At 46.1% G+C, this 26,079-nt stretch carries 26 protein-coding genes and 1 riboswitch; of the genes, 24 read left to right on the plus strand and 2 right to left on the minus strand.

All coding sequences use genetic code 11. The features are described from left to right. The first annotated feature begins 131 nt into the window (after nucleotides 1–131). The 4 genes from Q9R46_RS04160 to Q9R46_RS04175 all read left to right on the plus strand — a co-directional run bounded on the left by Q9R46_RS04160 (nucleotide 132) and on the right by Q9R46_RS04175 (nucleotide 5,018). Nucleotides 132–2,498 (plus strand): endonuclease MutS2, encoded by a 2,367-nt coding sequence (locus Q9R46_RS04160; RefSeq protein ID WP_311279074.1) that lies wholly within the window; start codon nucleotides 132–134, stop codon nucleotides 2,496–2,498. Between the two features lie 66 nt (nucleotides 2,499–2,564). After that, complete coding sequence (locus Q9R46_RS04165; protein WP_311279075.1) at nucleotides 2,565–2,990, plus strand: DUF350 domain-containing protein; 426 nt, start codon at nucleotides 2,565–2,567, stop codon at nucleotides 2,988–2,990. Nucleotides 2,991–3,110: 120 nt separating this feature from the next. Beyond that, nucleotides 3,111–3,677 (plus strand): hypothetical protein, encoded by a 567-nt coding sequence (locus Q9R46_RS04170; protein WP_145328953.1) that lies wholly within the window; start codon nucleotides 3,111–3,113, stop codon nucleotides 3,675–3,677. Nucleotides 3,678–3,809: 132 nt separating this feature from the next. Beyond that, complete coding sequence (locus Q9R46_RS04175; protein ID WP_311279076.1) at nucleotides 3,810–5,018, plus strand: MFS transporter; 1,209 nt, start codon at nucleotides 3,810–3,812, stop codon at nucleotides 5,016–5,018. 114 nt (nucleotides 5,019–5,132) lie between these two features. Here the strand turns inward: Q9R46_RS04175 and Q9R46_RS04180 are convergent, their stop codons facing one another. Then, nucleotides 5,133–6,356: an NAD(P)/FAD-dependent oxidoreductase gene (locus tag Q9R46_RS04180; RefSeq protein ID WP_311279077.1), complete on the minus strand. Its 1,224-nt coding sequence runs from the start codon at nucleotides 6,354–6,356 to the stop codon at nucleotides 5,133–5,135. Between the two features lie 95 nt (nucleotides 6,357–6,451). Between Q9R46_RS04180 and Q9R46_RS04185 the strand changes: the two genes are divergently transcribed. From Q9R46_RS04185 to Q9R46_RS04255, 15 genes are all read left to right on the plus strand, one after another. Beyond that, nucleotides 6,452–6,685, plus strand: coding sequence for a hypothetical protein (locus Q9R46_RS04185; protein ID WP_090922254.1), 234 nt, complete (start codon nucleotides 6,452–6,454; stop codon nucleotides 6,683–6,685). A gap of 53 nt (nucleotides 6,686–6,738) precedes the next feature. Next, the gene (locus tag Q9R46_RS04190; protein WP_311279078.1) at nucleotides 6,739–7,122 is read left to right on the plus strand and encodes a spore coat protein; all 384 of its coding nucleotides are present in this window, start codon (nucleotides 6,739–6,741) and stop codon (nucleotides 7,120–7,122) included. Nucleotides 7,123–7,278: 156 nt separating this feature from the next. After that, nucleotides 7,279–7,779, plus strand: coding sequence for an Lrp/AsnC family transcriptional regulator (locus tag Q9R46_RS04195; protein WP_311279079.1), 501 nt, complete (start codon nucleotides 7,279–7,281; stop codon nucleotides 7,777–7,779). A 13-nt stretch (nucleotides 7,780–7,792) separates the two neighbouring features. Continuing rightward, on the plus strand, nucleotides 7,793–9,001 hold the full coding sequence (locus tag Q9R46_RS04200; RefSeq protein ID WP_311279080.1) for an aminotransferase class I/II-fold pyridoxal phosphate-dependent enzyme: 1,209 nt from the start codon (nucleotides 7,793–7,795) through the stop codon (nucleotides 8,999–9,001). A gap of 142 nt (nucleotides 9,002–9,143) precedes the next feature. Continuing rightward, nucleotides 9,144–9,410, plus strand: a complete 267-nt coding sequence (locus Q9R46_RS04205; protein ID WP_397386324.1) for an aspartyl-phosphate phosphatase Spo0E family protein — start codon at nucleotides 9,144–9,146, stop codon at nucleotides 9,408–9,410. 185 nt (nucleotides 9,411–9,595) lie between these two features. Further along, nucleotides 9,596–10,147, plus strand: coding sequence for a type 2 periplasmic-binding domain-containing protein (locus Q9R46_RS04210; RefSeq protein WP_145328969.1), 552 nt, complete (start codon nucleotides 9,596–9,598; stop codon nucleotides 10,145–10,147). Between the two features lie 36 nt (nucleotides 10,148–10,183). Next, on the plus strand, nucleotides 10,184–10,720 hold the full coding sequence (locus tag Q9R46_RS04215) for a bifunctional adenosylcobinamide kinase/adenosylcobinamide-phosphate guanylyltransferase (RefSeq protein WP_311279081.1): 537 nt from the start codon (nucleotides 10,184–10,186) through the stop codon (nucleotides 10,718–10,720). 78 nt (nucleotides 10,721–10,798) lie between these two features. Further along, entirely contained in the window at nucleotides 10,799–11,374 is a 576-nt protein-coding gene (locus Q9R46_RS04220) for a cob(I)yrinic acid a,c-diamide adenosyltransferase (RefSeq protein ID WP_145328973.1), read from the plus strand. Continuing rightward, nucleotides 11,371–12,357 carry an RluA family pseudouridine synthase gene (locus Q9R46_RS04225; protein ID WP_311279082.1) on the plus strand — a complete coding sequence of 329 codons (987 nt, stop codon included), beginning with the start codon at nucleotides 11,371–11,373 and terminating at the stop codon, nucleotides 12,355–12,357. Before Q9R46_RS04220 ends, Q9R46_RS04225 begins: the two co-directional genes overlap by 4 nt. A 594-nt stretch (nucleotides 12,358–12,951) precedes the next feature. Further along, nucleotides 12,952–13,317, plus strand: coding sequence for an arsenate reductase family protein (locus tag Q9R46_RS04230; RefSeq protein WP_311279083.1), 366 nt, complete (start codon nucleotides 12,952–12,954; stop codon nucleotides 13,315–13,317). Between the two features lie 201 nt (nucleotides 13,318–13,518). Further along, nucleotides 13,519–14,412, plus strand: coding sequence for a 5'-3' exonuclease (locus Q9R46_RS04235; protein WP_311279084.1), 894 nt, complete (start codon nucleotides 13,519–13,521; stop codon nucleotides 14,410–14,412). A 5-nt stretch (nucleotides 14,413–14,417) separates the two neighbouring features. Then, entirely contained in the window at nucleotides 14,418–15,524 is a 1,107-nt protein-coding gene (locus tag Q9R46_RS04240) for a phosphodiester glycosidase family protein (RefSeq protein WP_311280944.1), read from the plus strand. A 27-nt stretch (nucleotides 15,525–15,551) separates the two neighbouring features. Beyond that, entirely contained in the window at nucleotides 15,552–16,238 is a 687-nt protein-coding gene (locus Q9R46_RS04245) for an MOSC domain-containing protein (protein WP_311279085.1), read from the plus strand. Nucleotides 16,239–16,315: 77 nt separating this feature from the next. Next, complete coding sequence (locus Q9R46_RS04250) at nucleotides 16,316–17,194, plus strand: ROK family protein (protein WP_145412349.1); 879 nt, start codon at nucleotides 16,316–16,318, stop codon at nucleotides 17,192–17,194. A gap of 190 nt (nucleotides 17,195–17,384) precedes the next feature. Continuing rightward, nucleotides 17,385–18,386 (plus strand): HRDC domain-containing protein, encoded by a 1,002-nt coding sequence (locus Q9R46_RS04255; RefSeq protein WP_311279086.1) that lies wholly within the window; start codon nucleotides 17,385–17,387, stop codon nucleotides 18,384–18,386. Nucleotides 18,387–18,495: 109 nt separating this feature from the next. Here the strand turns inward: Q9R46_RS04255 and corA are convergent, their stop codons facing one another. Continuing rightward, entirely contained in the window at nucleotides 18,496–19,431 is a 936-nt protein-coding gene (gene corA, locus Q9R46_RS04260) for a magnesium/cobalt transporter CorA (RefSeq protein WP_123065051.1), read from the minus strand. A gap of 458 nt (nucleotides 19,432–19,889) precedes the next feature. Continuing rightward, nucleotides 19,890–20,014: riboswitch (SAM riboswitch) on the plus strand. A 126-nt stretch (nucleotides 20,015–20,140) separates the two neighbouring features. On the opposite strand from corA, the gene metA reads away from it, so the two are divergent. The 5 genes from metA (at nucleotide 20,141) to Q9R46_RS04285 (ending at nucleotide 26,066) form a co-directional block, all read left to right on the plus strand. Beyond that, on the plus strand, nucleotides 20,141–21,058 hold the full coding sequence (gene metA / locus Q9R46_RS04265) for a homoserine O-acetyltransferase MetA (protein WP_145328987.1): 918 nt from the start codon (nucleotides 20,141–20,143) through the stop codon (nucleotides 21,056–21,058). 24 nt (nucleotides 21,059–21,082) lie between these two features. Further along, on the plus strand, nucleotides 21,083–22,267 hold the full coding sequence (locus Q9R46_RS04270) for an aminotransferase class I/II-fold pyridoxal phosphate-dependent enzyme (RefSeq protein ID WP_311279087.1): 1,185 nt from the start codon (nucleotides 21,083–21,085) through the stop codon (nucleotides 22,265–22,267). Further along, nucleotides 22,264–23,445: a trans-sulfuration enzyme family protein gene (locus Q9R46_RS04275; protein WP_311279088.1), complete on the plus strand. Its 1,182-nt coding sequence runs from the start codon at nucleotides 22,264–22,266 to the stop codon at nucleotides 23,443–23,445. The genes Q9R46_RS04270 and Q9R46_RS04275 overlap by 4 nt, the downstream gene beginning before the upstream one ends. A 244-nt stretch (nucleotides 23,446–23,689) precedes the next feature. Then, nucleotides 23,690–24,826: a cyclic dehypoxanthinyl futalosine synthase gene (gene mqnC, locus Q9R46_RS04280; protein WP_145328993.1), complete on the plus strand. Its 1,137-nt coding sequence runs from the start codon at nucleotides 23,690–23,692 to the stop codon at nucleotides 24,824–24,826. Nucleotides 24,827–25,133: 307 nt separating this feature from the next. After that, complete coding sequence (locus tag Q9R46_RS04285) at nucleotides 25,134–26,066, plus strand: aldo/keto reductase (protein WP_311279089.1); 933 nt, start codon at nucleotides 25,134–25,136, stop codon at nucleotides 26,064–26,066. The last annotated feature ends 13 nt before the right edge of the window (nucleotides 26,067–26,079 follow it).

A 26,079-nucleotide genomic window follows, 5' to 3' on the forward strand; every position in this document is an offset into this window, starting at 1 on the left:
TTGAATAGCACAATCCTGACACATGTAGTTTGTGGCGTCATACCCCAAGTTATGTGTGGAAGGATTCGTTAAATAGCGCAACAATGTTTCTTTCGTTATAATACAGGTATAGTTTGGAAGGAGTTGTACACTTGGATACGAAAATATTACACACTTTGGAATATCGTAAAATTCTAAATACATTGATTAGCTTCGCTCAAACATCAATGGGCAAGAAAAAAGCAGAGCAACTTGAGCCTAATAGTGATCTGGAGGAAGTAAAACGATTACTTCAACAAACGGATGAAGCTTTCACCTTTGAGCGTCTCAAAGGTTCCCCGTCCTTTGGCGGGATTGTAGACATCACGGCTTCTGTAAAACGTGCTGAGATTGGAGGCACACTCAACCCGCATGAACTGCTGGGTATTTCCACAACGACACATGCGGCCAGACGGTTGAAACGTCAGATTGCAACGCTACATGAGGACGAGCCGATAGCCTCGCTCTTCTATATCAGTGACCAGTTGTCTGAGCAGAAGGAACTTGAAGATGCGATCCGTATCTGTATTGATGATAATGCGGAGGTTGCAGATAGTGCGAGTGTAACGCTGGCACAGATTCGCCGCGAACTGCGCGGGGGAGAAGCACGGATTCGGGAGAAGCTGGATTCAATGATTCGTTCGTCCACCGTTTCCAAAATGTTGCAAGATCAGCTCATTACGATTCGTGGGGATCGATTTGTTATTCCTGTCAAAGCAGAGTATCGCTCTTATTTCGGCGGCATTGTCCATGATCAGTCAGGCTCAGGAGCGACTCTTTTCATTGAGCCGGAATCCATTGTGGCCATGAACAATAAATTACGCGAAACCCGGATTCGGGAGGAACGCGAAATTGAGATCATTTTGCAAAAATTGACGGCCCTTGTCAGTGAGCAGGGGGAGTGGCTGTTATATGATGTCGATTTGCTGGCATCGCTTGATTTTATTTTTGCCAAAGCACGTTTAGCCCGTGAGCTCAAAGCAACGCTGCCTCGGATGAATGATCGGGGTTTCCTGAAGCTGAAAAAAGGACGTCATCCGCTGATTCCGATTGAACATGTCGTTCCAATTGATGTAGAGCTTGGCAACGACTACACCTCTATTATCGTGACTGGACCAAACACAGGTGGTAAAACGGTAACGTTGAAAACCATCGGTCTGTTAAGCTTGATGGCGATGTCGGGATTGTTTGTTCCAGCAGAAGACGGCAGTCAGTTATGTGTATTCGATGCGATCTATGCCGACATTGGTGATGAGCAGAGTATCGAGCAGAATCTGAGTACGTTCTCCAGCCATATGACCAACATCATTCGTATTTTGAAAAATATGACGCCGAAAAGTCTCATCCTGTTGGATGAACTTGGAGCAGGGACAGATCCAGCAGAAGGTTCTGCGCTCGCCATCTCCATGCTGGAGCATATGCACCAGACAGGTTGCCGCATGGTGGCAACGACTCACTATAGTGAGTTGAAAGCTTATGCTTACGAGCGTAAAGGCGTTATTAACGCCAGCATGGAATTTGATATCAATACACTGAGTCCGACTTACCGTCTGCTTGTCGGCGTACCGGGACGCAGTAACGCTTTTGCGATTGCAGAGCGCTTGGGACTTCCGGGTTACATTCTGGATTATGCACGCGGTGAAGTGAAAGAAGAAGATCAGCGGATTGAACACATGATCGCTTCGCTCGAAGAGAACCGTCTAACAGCTGAACAAGAGCGTCAGAAAGCAGAAACACTTCGCCAGGATATGGAAAAATTGCGTAGCCGCCATCAAGCCGAGCTGGAAAAGCTGGAACAACAGCGTGACCGCCGGATTGAAAAAGCGGAGGAAGATGCGCGCAGCATCGTAGATAAGGCTCGTGCAGAAGCAGAAAAAATTATTGCTGACCTTCGTCAGCTGGCTCTGGAGGAGGGTGCTTCTGTCAAGGAGCATAAGTTGATCGCTGCTCGTAAACAGCTGGATGAAGCAGAGCCGGAAAAACGTAGAAAAACGGTGAAAAAGACAGCCGCTCCGAAAGCACGTGCGATTGGCCCAGGTGATGAAGTTTTAGTTTACAGTCTCAATCAGAAGGGGCATGTCGTGGAGATGGCAGGCAGCAAGGATGCTGTGGTACAGCTCGGCATTATGAAAATGAAAGTGTCGCTGGATGATTTGGAGTTGCAACAGACAGCACCAGCGGCAAAACAGCCAAAGCAAAAACCAGTCACAGGCATGAAGCGTACTCGAGATGATAACGTGAAGAGTGAGCTGGATCTGCGGGGGGCTAACCTGGAAGAGGCCCTGATGGAAGCAGATCGTTTCATCGATGAAGCCTTCCTTGCCAACTTGGGTCAAGTGTATATTATCCATGGTAAAGGTACAGGAATTTTGCGTACGGGTATTCAGGATTACCTGCGGAAGCATAAACATATTAAAAGTTATCGTCTAGGCAATTACGGAGAGGGAGGCAACGGTGTAACCGTCGCTGAACTGGAATAGCCTCAGGATGAATAAACAATAACCTGCTGTTCCGTCGTTAAGTCGGACAGCAGATGCGGAAGGAGAATGGGAGTGAAAGAAGCGATTGACGGACTGCTGTCTCATCCGCTCGGGATGGTCCTCGGTTTCTTCTCGGTTGCCATCATGGAGTTGCTCGTTTTTCTGGCATGCTTCGAACTGGTAACCAAATATAAATGCTGGACGGAGATCAAAAAAGGCAATCTGGCTGTGGCTATGGCTACAGGCGGGAAAATCTTTGGGATTTGCAACGTACTCCGTTTTTGTATTCAAGCAAAATCTTCAGTATATGAAGCGATGACATGGTCATTTGTCGGGTTTGTTTTGTTGCTCATCGCTTATTTTTTGTTCGAGTTCCTGACGCCAGTGTTTTCAATTGACCGGGAGATTGAAGCAGATAACCGTGCAGTTGGGTTGATATCCATGATCATTTCTGTCTCACTGTCCTTTGTTATTGGCGCAAGCATTATCTAGGGGGATCGATGATGAAAATATTGATACGGATTTTGTTTGCGGCATCGATTGTGTTTTTTGCCATCGGTGTGATCTATGTGTTAAATACGTAATTATATGAAAGAGAAAGGTTGATACATGATGGAAACAACGGTATGTCCTTGGTGTCAAACAGAGATTGTTTGGGATGAGGAGCTGGGTCCGGAAGAAGAGTGTCCGTATTGTCACAATGAATTAAAGGGTTACCGTACACTGAACATTAACATTGGCGATGAAGAGAATGATGATAGCGAAGAAGAGTTCGACATGGAGGACATTTCAAACGATAAAGAGCAAATCTCGGATCTGACTTCGCTTTGGGGTGATGAAGTGGAACTGAAGTTGCCTGAACTTCGTACTTTGAACAAATATGCAGACGAGGGCAACGATCTCATTCAATATGAACAAGGTGTAGAAAAGCAACTGGATCAGCAAGAGGAAGTACCAGAGTGTCCGAATTGTCGGGAATTCATGATTCTAGCTGGTACGCAGACAGCGAGTCAGGATACATTCACACCAGTAGCCAATGCTGCTTCCGGGACAGGTGTTGTCTTGTCATCTCCATTTACGGTATTGACTTACGTGTGCTCTGGTTGTTTCCAGGTTCAATACAGTTTATCAGAGGATGACCGTTTGCGCTTGATTCAGAACCTGAGTGCACACGAATAGATCACATTGGTTTGAAAGCTAATTTTATACAACGCCAAAGATTCATCATGTTTTCCTCCGGCTTGGGGTACGTTAACCCTTAAGAGCCGCCTGTTCACGTTAAGTTGGATTCAGGTGATGGAGGAGGGGCAGATGAAGATTACTTTGGGAAGACAATCCATTCTGCTTTTAGGCGTGAATGGATTGTTTGCGTTAGCCGGAGCCTTGTCCGGTACGTTTTTGAACGTGTTTCTATGGAAAAGCCGTCCGGATTACGCCATGCTCGGCTGGTTTACCATCAGTCAGCAACTGGCTATTGGCATCACGTTTTGGCTCGCGGGGAAGTGGGTCAAGGAACATAATAAAATGAGCGCATTGAGGCTTGGAACAGCTTTATCTGGTATTTTCTATATGCTTGTTCTGTGGACCGGAAAGACCGCTGTGGATTGGATCTGGCCGCTAGGTTTGCTTCTGGGATGTGCATTGGGGCTGTTCTGGATTGCCTTTAATGTCGTCTATTTCGAAGTGACGGATCGGGAAAACAGGGACTTGTTTAATGGCTGGGTTGGTTTGTTAGGCTCAATGACAGGCATTGTTGGGCCATGGTTCTCGGGCCTCATTATTTCACGTATGGCAGATAATACAGGATACCGGCTTATATTCACCGTATCTCTTGTCATTTATATCATCGCAGTGATCTTCAGTTTTTTTCTAAAAAAACGAAAAGTTAGCGGGACATACTGCTGGTCAGAACCCATTCGGCAGTTGTCCACCCCAAAGAGTCCGTGGCGGCCGCTCTCCATGGGACTGTTTGCTCAAGGCGTTCGGGAAGGTGTATTTGCCTTCTTGATTGCACTGCTTGTTTATCTGGCGACAACTCAGGAGTATAAGCTTGGACAATTCTCTCTTATTACTTCAGCCGTTGCACTAGCCAGTTACTGGGCTGCAGGAAAATGGTTTAAACCTCATTACCGATCTAAAGGGATGCTCGCAGGTTCCGTGTTGTTGCTTGCGGTGTTGTTCCCTCTTCTCTGGAAAGTGACTTATGGAACACTGCTTTTTATGGGAATCGGAAGCGCTATAGCGATGCCGCTATATATTTTGCCGATGATCTCCGCAGGATTCGACATGATGGGCACGAGCGGCGAAAATGTGGAGAAAAGGGTTGAACTTGTCGTATTAAGGGAACTCAGTCTGATGTGCGGGCGGCTTTTTGGCTTGACCGTATTTATGATAACTGTGCTAAACTCGCCATCAACTAAAGTGTTAATCTGGCTCATTATTATTCTGGGGGCTTTTCCGCTCATTGGCTGGATGTTTATGAGGAAACTTTTGTTCAACACGACAGCTCGTGATTTATAAAAGTTTATAACTGAAAAAAGGGTGCAGCGAGGGGATGAAAGCTTCCCCTTAGCCGTACCCTTTTGTCATGTTTAATACGACGAAACCGTATGTCATTCTATTCGATGTTGCTGTTTAGATTGGAGATGGTTTGCTCGTTCTTGTCAGAGAGAACAACTTCATATCTTCATTCTGGGCGCCGCCGCTAATGGCATCTGCGATCAGGGAGGCCGCGATCATGCTGTACACCGTTCCGTTCCCTCCGTACCCTTCGACGAAGTATGAATGTGGGTAATCCGGATGCGTACCAATGAGGGGAAGGCCATCATGTGTATTACCAAACACAGCACCCCAAGCATAATCCACCTCTAGCTTATCAAGTGGAAAATACGTTCGGAGCTCTTCTAACAGAACTTCGCCTTGATTTTCGGAACGGAGCTCCCGCTGATCCTGGGCAGGTGTTTCTTCATCAAGCCCACCCACGATAATGCGGTTGTCTGGCGTGGTGCGCATATATAGATAAGGGCGAGCTGTTTCCCAGATCATAGCTTGCTCATGCCAAGAGCTCAGATCAGACAGAGGTTTGGTTGTTATAGCATACGTTGCTTTCAAATACGCTCCCCGGTCTTTCTTAATCTCTTGCGTTTCATACCCGGCCGCATATACCACCTGCTTGGCTCGAATTTTGCCCTGGGGAGTAAAACACGTTACCCCTTCATCATCATACTCACAGTGAATCATTTCAGTTTGTTCGTAAATTCGTGCCCCATGTTGAACGGCCGACTCAAACAGGCCTTGAACAAAGCGATACGGGTTTACCTCCGCATCTCCTTTTGTGTACAAAGCGGCTGGTTTTACAAAAGGAAAATGGCTTTTGATCTGGTCTGTATACCATAGCTCTGCATCAAATCCATACTTTTGCAAGGTTCGATACTCTTCCTCAAGCAAAGAAACATCTTCTTCAGAGCTGGCAAAGCAAAAGCTGTTTCGCGGAATAAACCACGGATCGGTCTTCAGATTCCCGGCAATTTCGGAAAGCTGCTTCATGGCTTCACGGCATAGCTCATAAAAGCGTACCCCTTTTGATTCTCCAAATGTGTTGATGCACGATGTCAACGTTTTGTCATTGGTATATTGCAGCAGGCCGGTATTGGCTGAGCTGCTTCCGTGTGCAATTTGCCGCTTATCAATGACAACCGTATTGAATCCACGCTCTGCAAGCAATCTTGAAGTCAGTGCACCTCCCATACCGCCACCAATAATCAAGCAGTCACAAGAGATATCGCTATTGAGTGAGGGATAATCCACATCCGATTTATAAGTTGAAGGCCAGTAAGGTGTACCGTAAACGAGATCCATTCATGCCATCTCCTTTGTCTTCACATTGGTATAGTTTTGTCATTCAAGGTAACAATAAACTCGCATAAACTTTAGATCTAGGAGGTACGACGTCCATGCAACATTCACAAATGCAAGCTCTGAGTCCGAAGGAACTGAACTACATTGCCGATTCCATTTCCAACGAGGAGATGCTGATCAAGCAATGTGCAGCTACAGCTTCCATTTCCACACATCCAGCTATTCAACAGGCATTGAATCAATATGTTCGCTCTCACGAGCAACATATGAACACATTGATTCAGACGTTGCATCAGCATCAGTCTCTTGCACCTTCCCAATCCCAATAATTCACATCTACAAGCAGACCACAGTAATAAATCAGCACATAGGAGGAAAACACATGTATAATTCAACCGGCACTTTTATGCAAGAACAGGATTTGTTAAAAACCATTCTCGCAGATCTGAGACGAACTTCGCGCGAATACACGACGGCTACAACAGAATCTTCATGTCCCATGGTTCGCAGTATGTTCAATGATTTGACAAATGATACACTTCGCCTGCAAGGCGAACTGTTCAATCTGATGCAGCAGAACAACATGTACTCAGTTTCCACCAAAGCATCGCGTCAGGACTTGGACAAGCAAATTCAGTCTGCACACCAGGCACAGCAGAAATGTCAGCAATTCGTGCAGGAGAAAAATGTGCAAAACAGCCCTTATGGCCAAGTGCCAAATGTAACTCCGCGTCAACCGAATTACGGCAACCCTTATTACATGTAACCTGTAGATAAGGGTTTTGAAGCATGTCCCTACCGACCATACCACCGCTTGCCTGAATTGAGGGCAGGCGGTCTTTTGTCTATGCACCAACGTTGAATTCATGTAATATAAGTATTAATTCATTTTAGGAACCTGGATGACGCTGGAGGGAAAACAATGAAAGAGTTGAACGATCTGCAACTTAAAGTTCTGGATCTGTTGAAGGAAGACGCGAGAAGGACTCCCGCACTGCTGTCAACGCTGCTGGGGGAGTCGGAAGATAAAATCAAAACTGCTGTAGCACAGCTTGAACAAGAACACGTCATCGTAAAATATGCAACGGTAGTGAACTGGAGCAAAATTGATGATGAGAAAGTGACAGCTCTGATCGAAGTCCAGATTACACCTGAGCGTGGACGTGGCTTCGAAGGAATTGCCGAACGAATCTATCTTTATCCGCAAGTAAAATCCGTTTACCTCATGTCAGGAGCATATGATTTGCTTGTTGAAGTAGAGGGCGGCAATCTGCGTGAAGTGGCTAACTTTGTATCGGAGAAGTTGTCTCCGATTGATTCAGTACTGTCAACCAAGACGAATTTTATTCTTAAAAAATATAAGCAGGACGGGATTATTTTTGAAGACCATCAGGAAGACAACCGTCTCATGATCTCGCCGTAAAGGAAGATGTGTCATGATAGTGAATGAACAGACAACCGGAAATAACAAAACGATGTCCTCATATTTGGCTCCGCTCGTGAAACAGATCCCGCCATCCGGCATCCGCAAGTTTTTTGATCTGGTGGGCGATAACAAAGATATCATCACGCTTGGTGTAGGCGAGCCGGATTTCGTAACACCGTGGCACATGCGTGAAGCTTGCGTATACTCTCTCGAGAGAGGCATGACCAGTTATACCTCGAATGCAGGTATGCCGAAGTTGCGTGAAGCACTTAGCAATTATTTGGATACACAGTTTGATACCAAGTACGATCCAAAAGACGAGATAATAGTCACCGTAGGTGGAAGTGAAGCGATTGACCTTGCTTTACGTGCATTGATCGTACCTGGAGATGAAATTCTTATTCCTGAGCCATCTTATGTCGCTTACTCCCCTATAGCTTCCATCGGTGGAGGTATTCCTGTCGGGGTAGAGACGTATGCAAAGGATCAGTTCAAGGTAACGGCTGAAGCGCTGGAAGCCAGCATTACACCGAAATCGAAGGTCGTTATTTTATGTTATCCAAGCAACCCAACAGGGGCGATCATGACTTACGAAGACTGGCTACCGATCGCAGAAGTCGTCAAAAAACATGATCTGATCGTCATTGCTGACGAAATTTATGCTGAGTTGACGTATAATCAAAAACATGTCAGCTTCGCTTCGATTCCTGATATGAAGGATCGCACCATTTTGGTGAGCGGTTTCTCCAAGGCGTTTGCGATGACGGGATGGCGGATTGGATATATGTGTGGACATCCTGAACTCATTGCAGCGATGCTCAAAATTCACCAGTACACGGTGATGTGTGCACCAGCAATGGGGCAGGTGGCAGCTCTCGAAGCATTGACGAATGGACTGGGTGAGAAAGACCGAATGGTCGAATCCTATAACCAGCGCAGACGTTTGATTGTACAGGGGTTCCGTGATATCGGGCTGGATTGTCATGAGCCTCAGGGTGCGTTCTATGCTTTTCCGAGTATTCAAAAGACGGGACTGAGTTCCGACCTGTTTGCTGAACGATTACTGACGGAGAATAAGGTGGCTGCTGTGCCGGGGAACGTGTTTGGGCCGCAAGGAGAAGGTTTTTTACGTTGCTCTTATGCCACCTCCGTATCCCAGTTAAACGAAGCTTTGGAGCGTATCGGAAATTTTGTTTACAAAGTTCAAAAAGAGGGTTAATACAAAGAATAGATGCAGTATAAATAAGGCATTTGGTACTTTTCCAAAAAAATACTTTCTTTTACAAAATATTATGATATAATTTCAATTTGAAATAGGATTTCATATATTTGGAAAATTATTTTCTGAGGAGGGGTTAGCTTTGTTTTGTGTTGAATATGATTTACCGACAAATCGTGGACACGTTCTGGCAGAAAGCGATCATGGCGACCGATGGTCGGTGAACCCTGATGACGCATCTTTGCATAACATTTCCTTGGAAGATGAGATCCGTATGCTTCGAAGCAAGATGGAACAGATTTTCCTGGAAGAGAAATCATTTACATCCGATATTGTGATTGAGATCAGCAGTTTGCTGGACTTGAAAATTAACGAATACATGAAGGCTAATTCAGTCAAATCCAAGTAAATATCGGGCCAATGGATATATGCTGGGAGCATGTAGAATCATATAATTTGTAACACCGTAGAGAAGGAGATCCGAAAGGGTCTCCTTTTTGCTCTGTACTTCAATAAATGTTGAATGGAGGGGTTATTTTTTTGCGTGGAACAATTGTGATATATTGGAGTTAGGAGACTGAAGGGGGAGCTGGAATGAAAAGATTTTGGGGACTTACCGCAATAATTTCATTAATCTTTATATTAGCCGGATGTGGCGGTAAAGATGGTTTTACGGTGTTTATTATTGATAACCAAGGTAATCCATCAGGTATTTCGGAGCAATTGCAAACAAAGTTGCAACAAAAGCTTGGTGAAGAACCAAAAGTGGAAATCATTACAAGTGCAATGTACGATGTTCAAAAAATATTGGTTGAGTATGCCGCTGGTAGCCATGATATCTTTATTTTGCCTGAAAATGATATGAAACAGTACGGTCAGAATGGCTCGAATGTCCCGCTAGACGATACATTTGATCCCAAGAAATATGAACGCGGTGTATTTGAGGGATCTGTATTGGTTGAAAAAGGGAAGGGCGACGACGGATCTGATATGAAAAAGGAAACCCATCTGTACGGTATTCCGCTGGAGAATATGCAGATGTTCAAGGATGTAAACTACGCCCCGAGCAATTTGTTCGCTACCATTCCACTGTCAGCGGCTAACATTGAAGAGTCGAAAAAAGTGCTCAAAGCGCTGACAGAATAACATCTATTTAGAACAGGTATGGGAGGAGGGAACGGATTGCTGATTACGGTCACAGGCGGTATGGGCAGCGGAAAAACGCGCTTTGCGCTGAAATATGCGGCTCAAATGAGCCGGGAAGGTGTATATTTGTCCACTGGTGATCATGATTCCGTAATTCCCGAATTGCCATCCGCTCATTATCGTGCCATTCAGGCGGGGAACGGCCCGAAGCTTGCTGAAGTGGTGAACCAGATTAATCGGGAATCCAATCTTTTTCTGGCGGATCAACGCATGTTGATTGTGGACAGCCTGACGTCCTGGATGGTAGCGAGTTTCAGGGAAGCAACTGATCTGGATCAGCAACGTGTGGAAACACAACGGTTACTAGATGCACTGCTATCCTATCAGGGGAAAATACTTATCATTACAAATGAGATGAATGGCAGCTTACATCCGTCAGAAGAGGAACGTATTTTTGTAGCGAGAATGGCTTCGGTGAACCGGATTTTGCAGTCTAATGCAAAACAGATGTTTATGCTGGTGTCTGGTCTTGCGATTGATCTGAAAGCTCTGCATTGGCATTATGAAGATTAAGAATAGACGAGCTTTGGGTAATCGGGTAAGATATTTCAGCGTTTGATAAATGATTAATGCACAATTGGAGGGAATATGATGGGGATATATACACGAACCGGTGATGAAGGCCAGACTTCAGTCATTGGAGGCCGAGTTATCAAGGATGATGACCGCGTAGAGGCGTATGGCACAATTGATGAATTAAATTGCTTTGTGGGTCAAGCAATCAGCCTTATTGAGTCTGCTAATGGAGAATTTGAGGATCTGCGCGAGCACCTGCTGGAAGTGCAACAGGAACTCTTTGACTGCGGATCAGATTTGGCTTTTGTGCGAATAAGTGAGACAAAGTACAAAGTAAGGGATGAGATGGTCACACGTCTGGAACAGTGGATCGATCAATATGATGCTGAAAATCCTAAAGTGGAACGTTTTATTATCCCTGGTGGAAGTCAGCTCTCATCTGCTTTGCATGTATGCCGGACAGTATGCCGCCGGGCAGAGCGCCGTACCGTTACGCTGGGACAGCATACGGATATTAATCCGTCGGTGCGCCGGTATCTGAATCGTCTATCGGATTATTTCTTTGTTGTTGCACGGACAGCCAATGCAAGACAACAAGTTGCGGATATTGAATATGTGCGGAGCAAAAAAGTATTCCGCCGCAAAGAATGAGCCAATATTATGCGCCGATTGCCTACACGGTGACCGAAGCAGAGGACGGCTGGCTGCTAAAAACCGTGCTCCAAAAACGGCTTCAGGTTTCGCGCAAGCTTTTATCCAAAATCAAACTCACCGAGCAAGGTGTCATGTTGAATGGTGAACGGGTATACATCAGTGTCAAAGTGAGTGCAGGTGATCTGGTGGAGGTTCGGATGGAACAGGAGGAATCCGATGATATTCTGTCAGAGGATATTCCATTCAACGTGTTGTATGAAGACGAACATCTGCTGATCGTGAATAAAGATGCCGGAATTATCGTGCATCCAACCCATGGGCACTACACAGGTACTTTGGCTAATGGTGTGGTACATTATTGGCAACAAAAAGGCGAGAAATTCCGCTTCCGTCCGATCCACCGATTAGATCAGGAAACATCCGGCGTGCTGGCGATTGCCAAAAACCCGTATGTGCACCAGCATGTGTCAGAGCAGATGATAGCCGGTACTGTGGATAAAAAATATATCGCACTGGTGCATGGTAGCCCTGTTCCCGAACATGGAGCCGTGGACGGCCCAATTGACCGTGATCCCGAGGAGCCGCATCGCCGTATCGTTACACCAGATGGATATGCAGCCAGAACGCTCTACACAACGTTGTCACGCTGGGATGATGGAAGTGCCAGTGCTGTAAGTTTGAAGCTGGAAAGTGGACGAACCCATCAGATCCGGGTACATATGACGTCTATCGGTTGCCCGTTGATCGGTGATCAGATGTATAAGACGTTGCCAGTGCATAACGTGGATGAGCAGAGAATGGCTGTTCGTGAGGAACGGGATACGTGGATTGAACGCCAAGCACTGCATGCGTGTGAACTGACATTTGAACATCCGATCCTCCGGGAACGTATGACGTTTCAGGCACCTTTGCCGCCAGATATGGCCGCATTGGAGAAACGTTTGGATACCGAGGCGGCCCCAAGAGAAACGGTGCAATAAGCCAAGCTACACACCCAAGTGCATGAGTAATCATTGATCAAGGCGACAGTTGAGTGTTCGCAAGCAAAAATGCCCCACGGTTTGGCGGCAAAGTAGCCAAACCACACGCCGAAGGCTAAAGAGGTTTTGGAGCTTAAGATTTGAAGCTTTAAAGTTTGGTGAGCGAAGCGCCAAACCACACGCCGAAGGCTAAAAGGGTTTTAAAGCTTTAAAGTTTTGAAGCTATAGAGTTTGGTAAGCGAAGCGCCAAACCACACGCCGAAGGCTAAAAGGGTTTTAAAGCTTTAAAGTTTTGAAGCCATAGAGTTTGGTAAGCAAAGCAGCCAAACATTACGCCGAAGGCTAGAGAGGTTTTAGAGGTTTTAGAGCTTTTAAGATTCTTCATGCTTTAAGGTAGTTAAGCTTGAGTTCGTAAAATCTATAGCTCTAGAAATGTTGGAACAAATGTTGAAAAATCACGTCGTAATGAGGGGCGATAAGCCCGCATTCGACTAAAAAAATTGCTGAGCGAGGGTATTGGGATGGAGCGACTTTTGGATTTGCGGAGCAAACCAAGGGAAGCGATAGACCAAAACCCGAGTGGGAGGAACATCCATGACAAAACTAAAAGTATATCAATATGCGAAATGCGGTACGTGCCGTAAGGCTGTGAAATGGCTGGAAGCGAAAGGGCATGAACTGGAGCTAATCCCTATTTTTGATACACCACCATCCAAAGACGAATTGACAGAGCTTATTCAACAAAGCGGACTTGAAGTGAAAAAGTTTTTCAACACCAGTGGAGAAGTTTATAAAGAGCAAAAGCTCAAAGACAAACTGCCAGGTATGTCCGAGGAAGAGCAGATTGCGTTACTGGCTTCCAATGGTCGTCTGATCAAACGTCCGATCGTAACCGATGGAGAAAAAGTCACCGTGGGTTTCAAGGAAGATACGTATGAGCAGGAATGGAACAACGCCTAATACATTCACCGGAGCTAAGCCTTGAATTGTTCGCAATTCAGGGCTTTTTTTAGTTCAAAGAGGTAGTGGGATAATTATGCTCCATGAGGGTTGGCGTAACTATGGTATAATGATAGAATGAGTTTCGATATTTAATATGCTATCGAAGTTGGAATCGATTGTTGTTCCAGCTTTCATAGATCAAGGAGAGAACAAAATCAAGTGAATCAACGTAATGAACCTACTTTGTTACTGGTAGACGGTATGGCAGTGTTGTTCCGGGCATTCTACGCAACATCTGCAAGCGGATATATCAGACGTACAAAGGCAGGGCTTCCGACCAATGCAGTCTATGGGTTTATCCGTTATTTTTGGGATGCGGTTCAGACGTTTGGACCAAGCCACGTCATCTGCTGTTGGGATATGGGAGGCAAGACGTTTCGCGGTCAGGAGTACGCAGAGTACAAAGGTAATCGTGCTGAAGCACCAGACGACCTTATTCCCCAGTTTGCTCTGATTCGTGAAGTGATGGATAGTCTAAATATTCCGAATATTGGTGCAGAAGGGTATGAGGCTGACGATTGTATCGGAACACTTGCCAAGTATTACACCGAAGAAACCGATATGAATGTGATGGTACTGACCGGAGACCATGATATGTTACAGCTGATTAATGACCGCACAAGTATCATTATTATGAAAAAAGGTCACGGCAACTACATGGTATACAATCCCGAAACGTTGATGGCTGAGAAACAATTGACACCACGTCAGGTTATCGACATGAAGGGCTTGATGGGAGATGCCAGCGACAATTATCCCGGGGTACGTGGAATTGGCGAGAAAACGGCTTTGAAGCTTGTGCAAGAGTATGGATCGATTGAAGGGATTTTAAGCAATCTGGATCAACTGACCCCTTCGGTACGTAAAAAAATTGAGAGTGATCTCGATATGTTGCATCTGTCTCGCAGGCTGGCAGAGATTCACTGTGCAGTTCCGGTGGCTTGTACGCTGGAAGGCTGTGAATTGCGTCTGGACCCGGATACGGTGATGGACAAGTTTGAACAACTTGAGATGAAGAGCCTGGGCTCTTGGATGGGAGTGGCGATAGGGTGAGCAACATGATGATGAAAAAAACGAGTAGAAAGTGGTGGACTGGGGCAATGGCCCTCGTCCTCGCACTTCCGGTACTGCTGTCAGGGGCGGTAAGTGCACCGCAGACAGCGGAAGCCAAAGCAGCGATTAGCACGAAAGTACAGAAAGTGAAAGCAGCAGGACGTAGTTTTAGCGTACAGACCGTTTCCATTCCAAAAGGGACACCAGTAACCGTAGGACTTGCGAAGAAACAGGTTGGTCAAACCGCAACTCTACCATCTATAGTAAAAGCGTATGGCGCACAAGCAGCAATTAACGGAGCTTTTTTTGAAGCATATCACGGAGCACCAGATCCTTACGGAATGTTAATAGCAAATGGGAAAGTGATACATATAGGAAGATATGGAACATCCATTGGTTTTAAGGCAGATGGGTCAGCGATAATGGATTCACTTCAAGTGAGCTTAACGGGCACAGTCACAGATACGAAAGGCAAATCAAGCGGATGGTATGCAACATTTGTTAACCGGACACCTTCAGCGGATGCAAGCATCTCGATGCTCTACACCCCAGAACGTGGGGCCAATGTTGGTTTCAAGGGCGGGACGGCAGTGATTATGGAAAAGGGTGTTGTGACCAAAAAAGTACCGAATACAAACGTGGCGATTCCCAAAAACGGTTCTGTTCTTGTCTTCACAGGTCGAGAGAAGTCCACAGCTGACCGGTTTACGGTAGGCTCCACCGTAGAGATGAATTACAGATATACGAACGCATCCGGTCAGGAAATTCCGTGGCAGGATGTGGTCACAGCTGTGGGGGCTGGCCCGCGTCTGGTGAAGGACGGCAAGATATCGGTCAATCCAGCGGGTGAGGGGTTCAAAGATCCGAAGATTTTGAATGCGTCTGGAGCGAGAAGCGGAATTGCCATCATGCCCGACGGTTCAGTGATGCTTGCTACCGTTTCTGGTGCTACAATAAAAGAATGGGCAGCTGTGATGCAAAAGCTGGGAGCCAAACAGGCGATGAACTTGGATGGCGGTGCATCCTCCGGGATGTATGCAGGTGGCAAGATGCTGACTTCTCCAGGACGGCTGTTAAGTAATACATTAGTGTTTGGTGGTTCTGTTCGATAAAAAGTAATCATGGAGGCATGATGTGGCATGACACCTATACCCGATTCGATTACAGAAGAGGAAAGCACTGCAGTTCTGGCGATTAATATAGGGCAACCTAAGCCATTGCCTGGGCAGAAAAATGAAGTGTTGAGCGGCATTATAAAACATCCTGTCTCCGCCCCGGTGTTCCTGTCATTCACTGGAATGACAGGGGATGCCCAAGCGGATCTGGTGCATCACGGTGGTCCGGATAAGGCTGTTTGTGTATACGATCATAGTCGCTATGCGGCGATTGAGCACCTGATGGATCGTACGTTGGAGTGGGGGGCATTTGGAGAGAACCTGACTGTTACAGGTTGCACAGAAGAAGAGGTTCGCATTGGTGATGTATTTGAATTCGGTAATGCGCAGGTTCAAGTTAGTCAGCCGAGACAACCATGCTTCAAGCTGGGGATAAGATATGATTACAAGCAGTTACCTGTATACTTTCAGGAAAGCGGGCATACCGGTTTTTATTTTCGAGTGTTGCAAGAGGGAGAGGTTGGCCCTGCATCACGTTTTAGAAGAGTTCGCACAGATACTTCATACATGACGATTCTTGAAGCTAACCGGATCATGCATCAGGGGAAACAGGACGTGGAGGGTATGCAGGCTTTACTCTCTATTCCTATGCTCTCAGATAGCTGGAAACAGACATTGCTTAAACGGTTGAACAAGCTTGAGCGCAACTGAGCCCTGCTGAATAGTCCGAACCGCTATATGGATACGGCAGTGTTCCTATTACAAACCAACGTAGGAGTGAGATCAACATGACAGTTTTAGGTGCGATTGAAGCAGGCGGAACCAAATTTGTATGTGGCCTTGGGACAGAACATGGAGACGTTCTGGAACGAGTAAGTTTCCCTACAACCACGCCGGAAGAAACGATGGCTCAGGTTATCTCTTTTTTTGAGGGCAAAGGTATCGAAGCGATGGGGGTAGGTTCTTTCGGTCCAATTGATCCCATTGAAGGTAGTCCGACTTATGGTTACATCACGACAACACCGAAGCCACATTGGGGACAGTACAACATGATTGGCAAGCTCAAAGAACACTTTGAAGTGCCTATGACGTTTGACACTGATGTGAACGGAGCTGCTTTGGGTGAAGCCACTTGGGGAGCTGCACGGGGGTTGGATAGCTGTCTGTATATTACGGTAGGTACAGGTATCGGTGCAGGAGCTGTCGTTGGCGGTAAAATGGTACACGGACTGTCTCATCCCGAGATGGGCCATATTATCGTGCGGAGACATCCCGAAGATTCGTATGCAGGATTTTGCCCATATCATGGAGACTGTCTGGAAGGGCTTGCGGCGGGGCCAGCCCTGAACAAGCGCTGGGAACAACCTGCTTATGACTTGCCGGCAGATCACAAAGCCTGGGAGATTGAAGCGCATTATCTTGCACATGCTCTGATGAATTATGTGCTGATTCTTTCGCCTCAGAAAATAGTGATGGGCGGAGGCGTAATGAAACAGGAACATCTATTTCCGATGGTTCGTAGCAAACTGCAGGAATTGCTGGCAGGCTATGTGCAGCATCCGTCACTTCATGCTGGAATCGATGCATATGTTGTTCCACCAGGTTTGGGAGATAACGCTGGTTTGTGTGGTTCACTGGCACTGGCGAAATTAGCTTTGTCAAAATAAACGCATTTAGGGATTGACGAAATTTACCAATGTGGTATGATGTGAGCAACAGTATAGTACGGTTAATGAGGAAGCACCTCTCTTGCAACGATTTTGCAGAGAGGTGCTTTTTTTGTGCTGTCTGTATAGAGAGACAGAGAGTGCTTTCGTTAATCGAACAGGCTGTATCGTCCAAAGGAGGGAACAAGCAATGGAAGTCTTTTTCATGAACAAATTATCAAGAGTGTCTGAGCAGCATGAGGACATTGCCCAGTTATGGATTGGAGAGGAGGAGAATACCTGGCACTTGGGATGGAGTCGTTACGAAGCAGGGGATCGGGAAGATACGATCTGGTATGAAGGCCATTCGTGGGAAGAGCTGATGCATATTTATCGTCATCAACTTGCCATGCAGATGAGCGAGGGGTATCGTCCATTGATGCATGGGTTATACAACGAAAATGAGGATCTGAAGCTACGCAGTTATGCAGGCCAGCGTCTGCATTGTTTTAGTGAATTATACGGAAATGAGCAATTGTATGAGGATTTATGCACATGGCGCAGGCAAAAAGCGGCTTCGGATCGGAAGGCTCCTTATTTTATAGCAACGAATCGTTTGTTGCGGCTGATCAGTGCTTTTGTTCCACATACGATGGATGAGCTAATGCAACTGCCGGGTGTTGGTGAGAGCAAAGCGGCAGAATACGGGATGGAATGGCTTGACATGATGAGTGGGATCGAGCAATCGAGACCTTTCCCGTTAGACTGGGTATATGTCGTATTGCAAGAAGAAGAGTACGAAAGCTGGTTATATAAGCAGAAAGAGCAGAAGTACAAGCAGGAACTGGATAAATTCATTACGCGCAAGCACGTGCTGGAAGGCATGAAAGAAGGTCAAACCTTAGAAGCGATCGTGAATCGATCTGGATTATCCCGGCGCGAATTAATCGAACTGCTGGAAACACTGGATATGGAAGGCTATGACACGGACTCTTTGCTGGATGTAGAACTGGCTGTTATGCCTGAGACTGAACAAGAGGCGGTATGGAATGCATATGAGGAGTTAGGAGATACATTTCTGAAGCCTGTGTTACATAAAGTTTACGGAGGAGAGCGCCCTGAAGGAGGGAGCCTGGAGCAGGTGTATGAACGGTTACGGATGATTCGCATCCGTTTTCGGAGACATACTGAAACCGAGCGTAATGTTGGTTAACTGAGATACGCCGAGAAGCAGTGATATTAAAAAAGACGAAGTCGTCCCTGTGAAGGAGCGCTTCGTCTTATTCTTTGGAGGTTATGAAATAGTGGGTACTCTGGCCGTTTCAGATCCAGTCTTTTTTACGGAAAATAAAGAACATCGTCAGGCCGAGTGTAATCATCAGGCCGATAACGGCATAATACCCGTATTTCCAGTGTAATTCAGGCATGTTATCAAAGTTCATTCCATAAATTCCCGTGATAACGGTCAAAGGCATGAACACTGTGGTGATCGCGGTAAACACACGCATGATCTCATTCGCGCGGTTAGCGATACTGGACTGGTAGGCTTCTCGCAAGTTGCCCATCAGATCGCGGTATGTTTCAAATGTTTCCGATATTTTTACGGCGTTCTCGTAAATGTCGCTGAAGTATTTTTGCAGCTGATCATCAATGAGACGCAGATCTTTTTTGTTAAGTGTGTTGATGACCTCTTTTTGAGGTCCCAGTACTTTCTTCAGCCACAGAATTTCGCTTCGCAGACCGATAATCTCATTCAGATGTGACTTTTTGGTATGCATTAGAATATCTTCCTCAAGTTTTTCGATTCGCGCTTCAATTCGATCACCAACGGTGAAGTAATTGTCAACGATCAAGTCAACGAGCAGGTAGAGAAGACGATCGGGGCTGCTGATTTCCTGTTCCCAGAGGATCGGCTTCAAGGTGCGCAATTCGCTGACCTTCTGTTTCGTTACACTGATGATAAAGTGTCTACCGAGAAAAAGGTTGACTGCACGCAGGAAAATCTCTTCATCATCAAAACGAATACTGTTGATCACGATAAAATAATGGTTCTCATAAATTTCAATCTTCGGACGCTGTTCTTCATCACTCAAGCAATCCTCAACAGCCAGATCATGCATGGAGAACAGCGGCTGAAGTACAGCCAAATCGTCCACATCCGCATCAATCCAGTAGAATCCTTCTGCTGGTGGAGTCAGCGCTTGCTGAATATCATCCACCGGGATAAATACTCCATTGTTAACCAACCGGATTTTCATAACATCTACTCCTTCTGCACCCGCCGTCTTGGCGGATTTCATCATTAATATGGGCGCAAAAGAACAGATCAGCCGGTCGGCAGCGGAGCCTGTTATCAGGACTGTACTGCGTCATCAATCTATAATCAAACGGAAGAAACGTCCCGCTGCCGACATGCTGATGTCAATTCTCTATGCAGTTGTTCGGAATTCGACTGCCAGTTGGGCCTCGGGTCGCCATCCATTTAATATGTCACCTCTCACATAAGGGCTTATAAACACTTGTCTAGTATACCGCTGGTCTAGGGTGCTTTCAAGCGCAAAAATGTGTCTATTTCACGCTCTGAGGCAGTGTATGACAACGGATGATGAACGGTTCCGAATTTAGGTTCGAAACCAATCAACTGGTTCTTGACGTGAGGGCGGTAATGTTTTAAAGTAAAAGTTAATATATCTGAATTAAAATTGAATACAGCGAAATCTTATCAAGAGTAGGTGGAGGGACCAGCCCGATGAAACCCGGCAACCGGCGATATAACGCACGGTGCTAATTCTTGCAGCGACCAAGCATCCCTGTGATGCTGTTGTAACTGAGAGATGAGAGAGGCGCATATCTGTTTACATATGACCTTTCTCGGAATCCGAGAAAGGTCTTTGTCATATGCAAAGCTTCTCAAAGCGTGATTTTCGCACCAGATGCGACCCATGAAAAAGAAGGAGTCAACTTACAATGCCAATTAAAATTCCCGACACATTACCAGCCAAAGAAGTGCTTGAGAGCGAGAATATTTTCGTCATGGATGAATCTTCCGCGTACAAGCAGGATATTCGTCCGCTCCGTATCGCCATACTGAATCTGATGCCTACGAAGGAAACGACGGAAACGCAATTGCTTCGTCTGGTAGGCAACACACCGATTCAAGTGGATGTTGTGCTGGTACACCCCAAATCCCACACTTCGAAGAACACATCTCAAGAATACCTGGATCTGTTTTATAAAACATTTGATGAGATCCAGCATCGCCGTTTTGACGGGATGATCATTACCGGTGCACCGGTAGAGCAAATGGATTTTGAGGACGTGAACTATTGGGAAGAGATTCAGGAAATCTTTGAATGGACCAAAACGAATGTAACTTCGACGATGCACATATGTTGGGCTTCTCAGGCAGGTCTATACCACCATTTTGATGTACCCAAAGTTCCGCTGGATGAAAAGTGTTTTGGCGTATTCCCGCATACGATCAACAAACCTCATGTTCCGCTGCTCCGTGGATTTGATGAAGTTTTCAACGTTCCACACTCCCGTCACACCGAGGTAAGACGTGAGGATATTGAGAAAAACGATAAACTCGAAATTTTGGCTGAGTCCGAAGAAGCAGGAGTATTCCTGGTTGCCACCAAGGACGGGAAACAAATTTTCGCCACAGGACATGCCGAGTATGATCCGTTCTCATTGAAATGGGAATATGACCGTGATGTTGCCAAGGGATTGGATATCGCGCTGCCGAAGTATTACTATCCAAAGGATGATCCTTCTCGGATACCTCCGGCTACATGGCGTGCACACGCTAACTTATTATTCTCTAACTGGCTCAATTACTATGTGTATCAGGAAACGCCTTACGATATTGGCCCACAAATCTAATCAAGATTACAGGAGGATGCAGTAATGGAAGATAACAAGTTGAAAATTGAAAGCCGTTTAGCTCAAATTGGGTCCATCAATGAACCCGTAACAGGTGCTGTTAACTTTCCGATCTATCAATCCACTGCGTTTCGTCACCCGAAGCTGGGACAAAGCACGGGGTTTGATTACATCCGTACAACAAACCCAACGCGCAAAGTGTTAGAGGAAGCAGCAGCGGCTCTGGAGTCCGGTGATGCGGGTTTTGCCTGTAGCTCGGGTATGGCAGCACTGCAAACGATTTTTGCAATGTTTAGCCAAGGCGATCACCTGATTGTTTCTCTTGACCTGTATGGCGGTACATATCGCCTGTTGGAACGGATTTTGTCACGGTTTGGTGTAACTGCAAGTTATGTAGACACGAACGATCTGGAAGCATTGGAGGAGATCCGTCAGCCGAATACGAAGGCTGTATTCATCGAGACACCAACTAACCCGCTCATGATGATTACGGACATTCAAGCGGTTGCTTCCTGGGCGAAAAAACATAACCTGTTGACCATTGTCGATAATACGCTACTGACTCCATTCTTCCAGCGCCCGATTGAACTTGGCGCCGATATTATTATTCATAGTGCGACTAAATATCTGGGTGGACATAATGATGTGCTCGCTGGATTGATCATCACCAAAGGTGAGGCCTTGTCTGCCGAGATGGCGTTCCTTCATAATTCCATTGGAGCTGTGTTATCACCGAGTGATTCATATCAATTGATGAAAGGCATGAAAACGCTGGCTCTTCGCATGGAACGTCATGAATATAACGCCCTAACGATTGCGAAGTTCCTCTTGGAACATCCGGCTGTAGCTGAAGTGTTCCACCCTGGTTTGTCCGATCACCCTGGATATGAAGTTCAGCGGAAGCAGTCTTCCGGCAATACAGGCATTTTCTCGTTTAAAGTGAAGGATGCACGCTATGTTGAGCCATTGTTGCGTCATATCCAATTAATTGCATTTGCAGAAAGTCTCGGTGGTGTAGAATCACTCATGACGTATCCTGCGGTGCAAACCCATGCGGATATTCCGCTCGAAATTCGTGACGCCGTAGGTGTGGATGATCGTCTGCTTCGGTTCTCGGTAGGCATCGAACATGCAGAAGATTTGATCGCCGATCTGAATGATGCATTGCTGGCAGCACAGCAGGAAGTTGAAGGAGGCGTAATCTCATGAGTGAATCGAGCAACCATAAGCCCAGTAAGTCTGATCTGAAGTTCGATACCAAGCTGCTTCACTTTGGAGATGAAATTGATAAAACAACAGGTGCCTCCAGTGTACCGATTTATCAAGCTTCCACGTTCCATCACTTTGATATCTTTAATCCGCCGCAACATGATTATAGCCGTTCAGGTAATCCGACTCGCCAGGCTCTGGAAGATTACATCGCGTTGCTTGAGGGTGGGGTACGCGGATTTGCATACTCTTCAGGGATGTCTGCAATCTCCAGTGTGTTCATGATGTTCTCCGCAGGGGATCATATGATTGTAACGGAGGATGTTTACGGGGGAACATATCGTCTGTTAACGACTATACTTAGCCGGATGCAGATTGAGACTACTTTTGTTGACATGACCGACATTGAACAAGTCAGAGCAGCAATCAAGCCTAACACGAAGGCCGTATACATGGAGACACCTTCCAATCCGACCTTGAAAATTACGGATATTGCCGCAGTGACGTCTTGGTCCAAGGAGCATGATCTGATTACCATTCTGGATAATACGTTTATGACACCGTACTATCAGCGTCCCATTGAGCTTGGCGTAGATATCGTTGTACATAGTGCTACGAAATTTCTCGGTGGTCACAGTGATGTGCTCGCCGGTCTGGCTGTTGCGCGTACAGACGAGCTGGGCAGACAACTGAAGCAGCTGCAAAATGGCCTCGGTACCGTTCTGGGAGCTCAGGAATCCTGGCTTCTGATGCGCGGTATGAAGACCCTGGGTGCGCGGATGGCTCACAGTGAACAGAGTACTGCCAAACTGGCCTCATGGCTCAAAGGTCGTCAAGATATCACAGCTGTGTACTACCCAGGACTTGAGGATCATCCGGGCCGTGAAGCGCACGAGCGTCAGTCGACAGGTTACGGAGCCGTAGTATCCTTTGACGTAGGTTCAGGCGATCGTGCAAAAGCTGTCCTGAATCAGGTGAGACTACCTATTGTCGCTGTAAGTCTGGGAGCAGTGGAGAGCATTCTTTCGTACCCAACGATGATGTCTCATGCGGCTATGCCAGCAGAGGTACGGCATGAGCGCGGGATAACGGATGGACTACTCCGCTTCTCCGTAGGGCTTGAGGATATTGATGATCTGATTGCTGATCTTGAGCAGGCGCTGCAGGCCACGCTATAAGTTTGAACTATTAGATAGGTGCAGGGTAAGATCGGATATAGCTACCATTCAAACGGTTTTCATATGTCAAAATTTTAACTTATTTTATAAGCACCTTTTCATAAGGTGCTTTTTTTCACATGTAACCTGTGTTACGATATGAGGAGTACCAGAAATGCGATGTTACAGCCACGACTTGCTTTTTGCCAACAAGCCGGGAGGGATCGTCGTATTATTTTCTCTTTACGAGGGAGGCTTTTTTACGATGAGTACGGTAGACCGTATCTTAGATAAAGCCCTTCGGGGCGAACGTTTAGACTTGGAAGACACGATTCAGTTATTTGAGTCTGACGAAGTGGACAAAATCGGGGCAGCTGCCAATGTAATCATGAAACGTATGCACCCTGAACCATACAGAACATTTGTCATTGGGCGTAACGTCAATTACACGAATGTGTGCGACGTATACTGCCGTTTTTGTGCTTTTTACCGCAGACCTGGTTCAGAAGAAGGTTATGTGTTGCCAGATGAAGTGATTTTCCAGAAAATCAAGGAAACCGAAGATGTCGACGGAACCGAGATTCTGATGCAAGGTGGAACGAATCCGAATCTGCCTTTCAGCTATTATACGGACTTGTTGAAAGCGATCAAGGAACGTTTCCCGAATATTACGATGCACTCCTTCTCACCAGCCGAGATTATGAAAATGGTTGAAGTATCCGATGGTCTTACGCTCGAAGAGGTGGTACGTGCCATTCACGAGGCTGGTCTGGACTCCTTGCCAGGAGGCGGAGCCGAGATTCTTGATGACCGTACACGCCGTAAAATCAGCCGTCTGAAAGGTTCATGGCGCGACTGGATGGATGTGATGCAGACTGCTCACCGAATCGGTATGAATACTACAGCTACAATGGTTATTGGTCTGGGTGAATCCATGGAAGAGCGTGCGCTTCATCTGATGCGTGTACGTGAAGCGCAGGATGAGTGCATTGCGAATAAGTATGATTCGGAAGGCTTCCTCGCTTTTATTCCGTGGACATTCCAGCCGGACAATACGAACCTTAAGCTGGAGCGTCAAACTCCACAGGAGTACCTGAAAACAGTAGCGATCAGCCGTCTGGTGTTGGATAATATTAAAAACATCCAATCTTCTTGGGTCACAATGGGACCTGAAATCGGTAAGAAATCGCTCGAATTCGGCTGTAATGACTTCGGTAGCACGATGATAGAAGAGAATGTTGTATCCTCTGCCGGCGCGACCTACAAAGTGAACATTGAATCCATTCTTCGTTTGATTCGGGAGTCTGGTTATATTCCGGCACAGCGCAACACCCGTTATGAAATTCTGCGTATGTTTGATGAAGAAAGCATTGTGCCTAAAGATTTCGTAATGCAGAACTAATATCTACATTTATAGCACTATAGTTTTTAATTTGTGACACATCATGTGAAGTAAATATGAACCCGTTCCGTGTCATAGTGCCAAAGCAGTTAAACTTGCTTTGGCACTTTTCGTTATGCGTACCTGATTCGGATGCAGTTCTCCTTCTTCGATGTCTACCGTAGTTCAGGCATCTGGTAACCTTTTACAAGGAATCGAGATCATTAAACAGTACATATTACGCATTTGACGATATGTTATATAGATTTTTAACTGTTACAATGAAGGGACAGTTGTGTAGTCCAAACCTGCTGGGAGGAACGAATCAATGAAAACAAGAAAATTAGGAAAGACAGCAATAGACGTACCTGTTCTGAGCTTTGGCGCATCATCACTGGGCTCTGTATTTCGTGATATTGACCGGGATGAAGGTATTCGCACCGTTCATGCAGCGGTGGATGCAGGGATGAATTATATAGACGTGTCGCCGTACTACGGTTTAACCAAGGCGGAGACGGTACTCGGTGAAGCAATCCGCAGTTTGCCGCGCAACTCTTATACGTTGTCGACCAAAGCTGGACGTTATGGTGAGAACGAGTTTGATTTTTCTCGTAAGCGTATTCTGGATAGTGTACAAGAAAGTCTGGCAAGGCTGCATACGGACTATCTTGATATTTTATTTTTGCATGATATCGAGTTTGTGGCTCCCGAGATTATCATTGAAGAAGCTTTTCCAACATTGTTAAATCTGAAAGAGCAGGGCGTGATTCGTAACGCCGGAATCTGTGGTTTGCCGTTGCCTTTATTCGAAAAAATGTTGCCGCAACTTGATGCGGACGCCATTATCTCCTATTGTCATTATGCTCTGAATGATACGTCATTGTTATCGCTACTGCCGTTACTCGAGGAAAAAGGGGTTGGACTTGTAAACGCTTCCCCGCTTTCGATGGGATTGCTTAGCACCCGCGGAACACCGGCTTGGCATCCAGCGGGTGAACGGGTAAAAGAGCTTTGTTTGAAAGCAGCCCGGTTCTGCGAGGAACAAGGCAGTAATATCGCCAAGTTGGCGGTACAATTTTCTACAGCAAATGAACAGATCCCAACAACTCTCGTAAGTAGTGCAAGCCAGCAAAACATTGTCAACAACGCGGCCTGGGTTGAAGAGCCTATGGATAAGCAGCTACTGGAAGAGGTATTACGTATTCTGGCTCCATTAAACAATGAAACTTGGCCGAGTGGTCGTGCTGAATATAACGGGTAGTTAAATATATCGT

This window comes from Paenibacillus sp. RRE4 (assembly GCF_031844205.1).
In the GTDB taxonomy this organism is placed as follows: domain Bacteria; phylum Bacillota; class Bacilli; order Paenibacillales; family Paenibacillaceae; genus Paenibacillus; species Paenibacillus xylanexedens_B.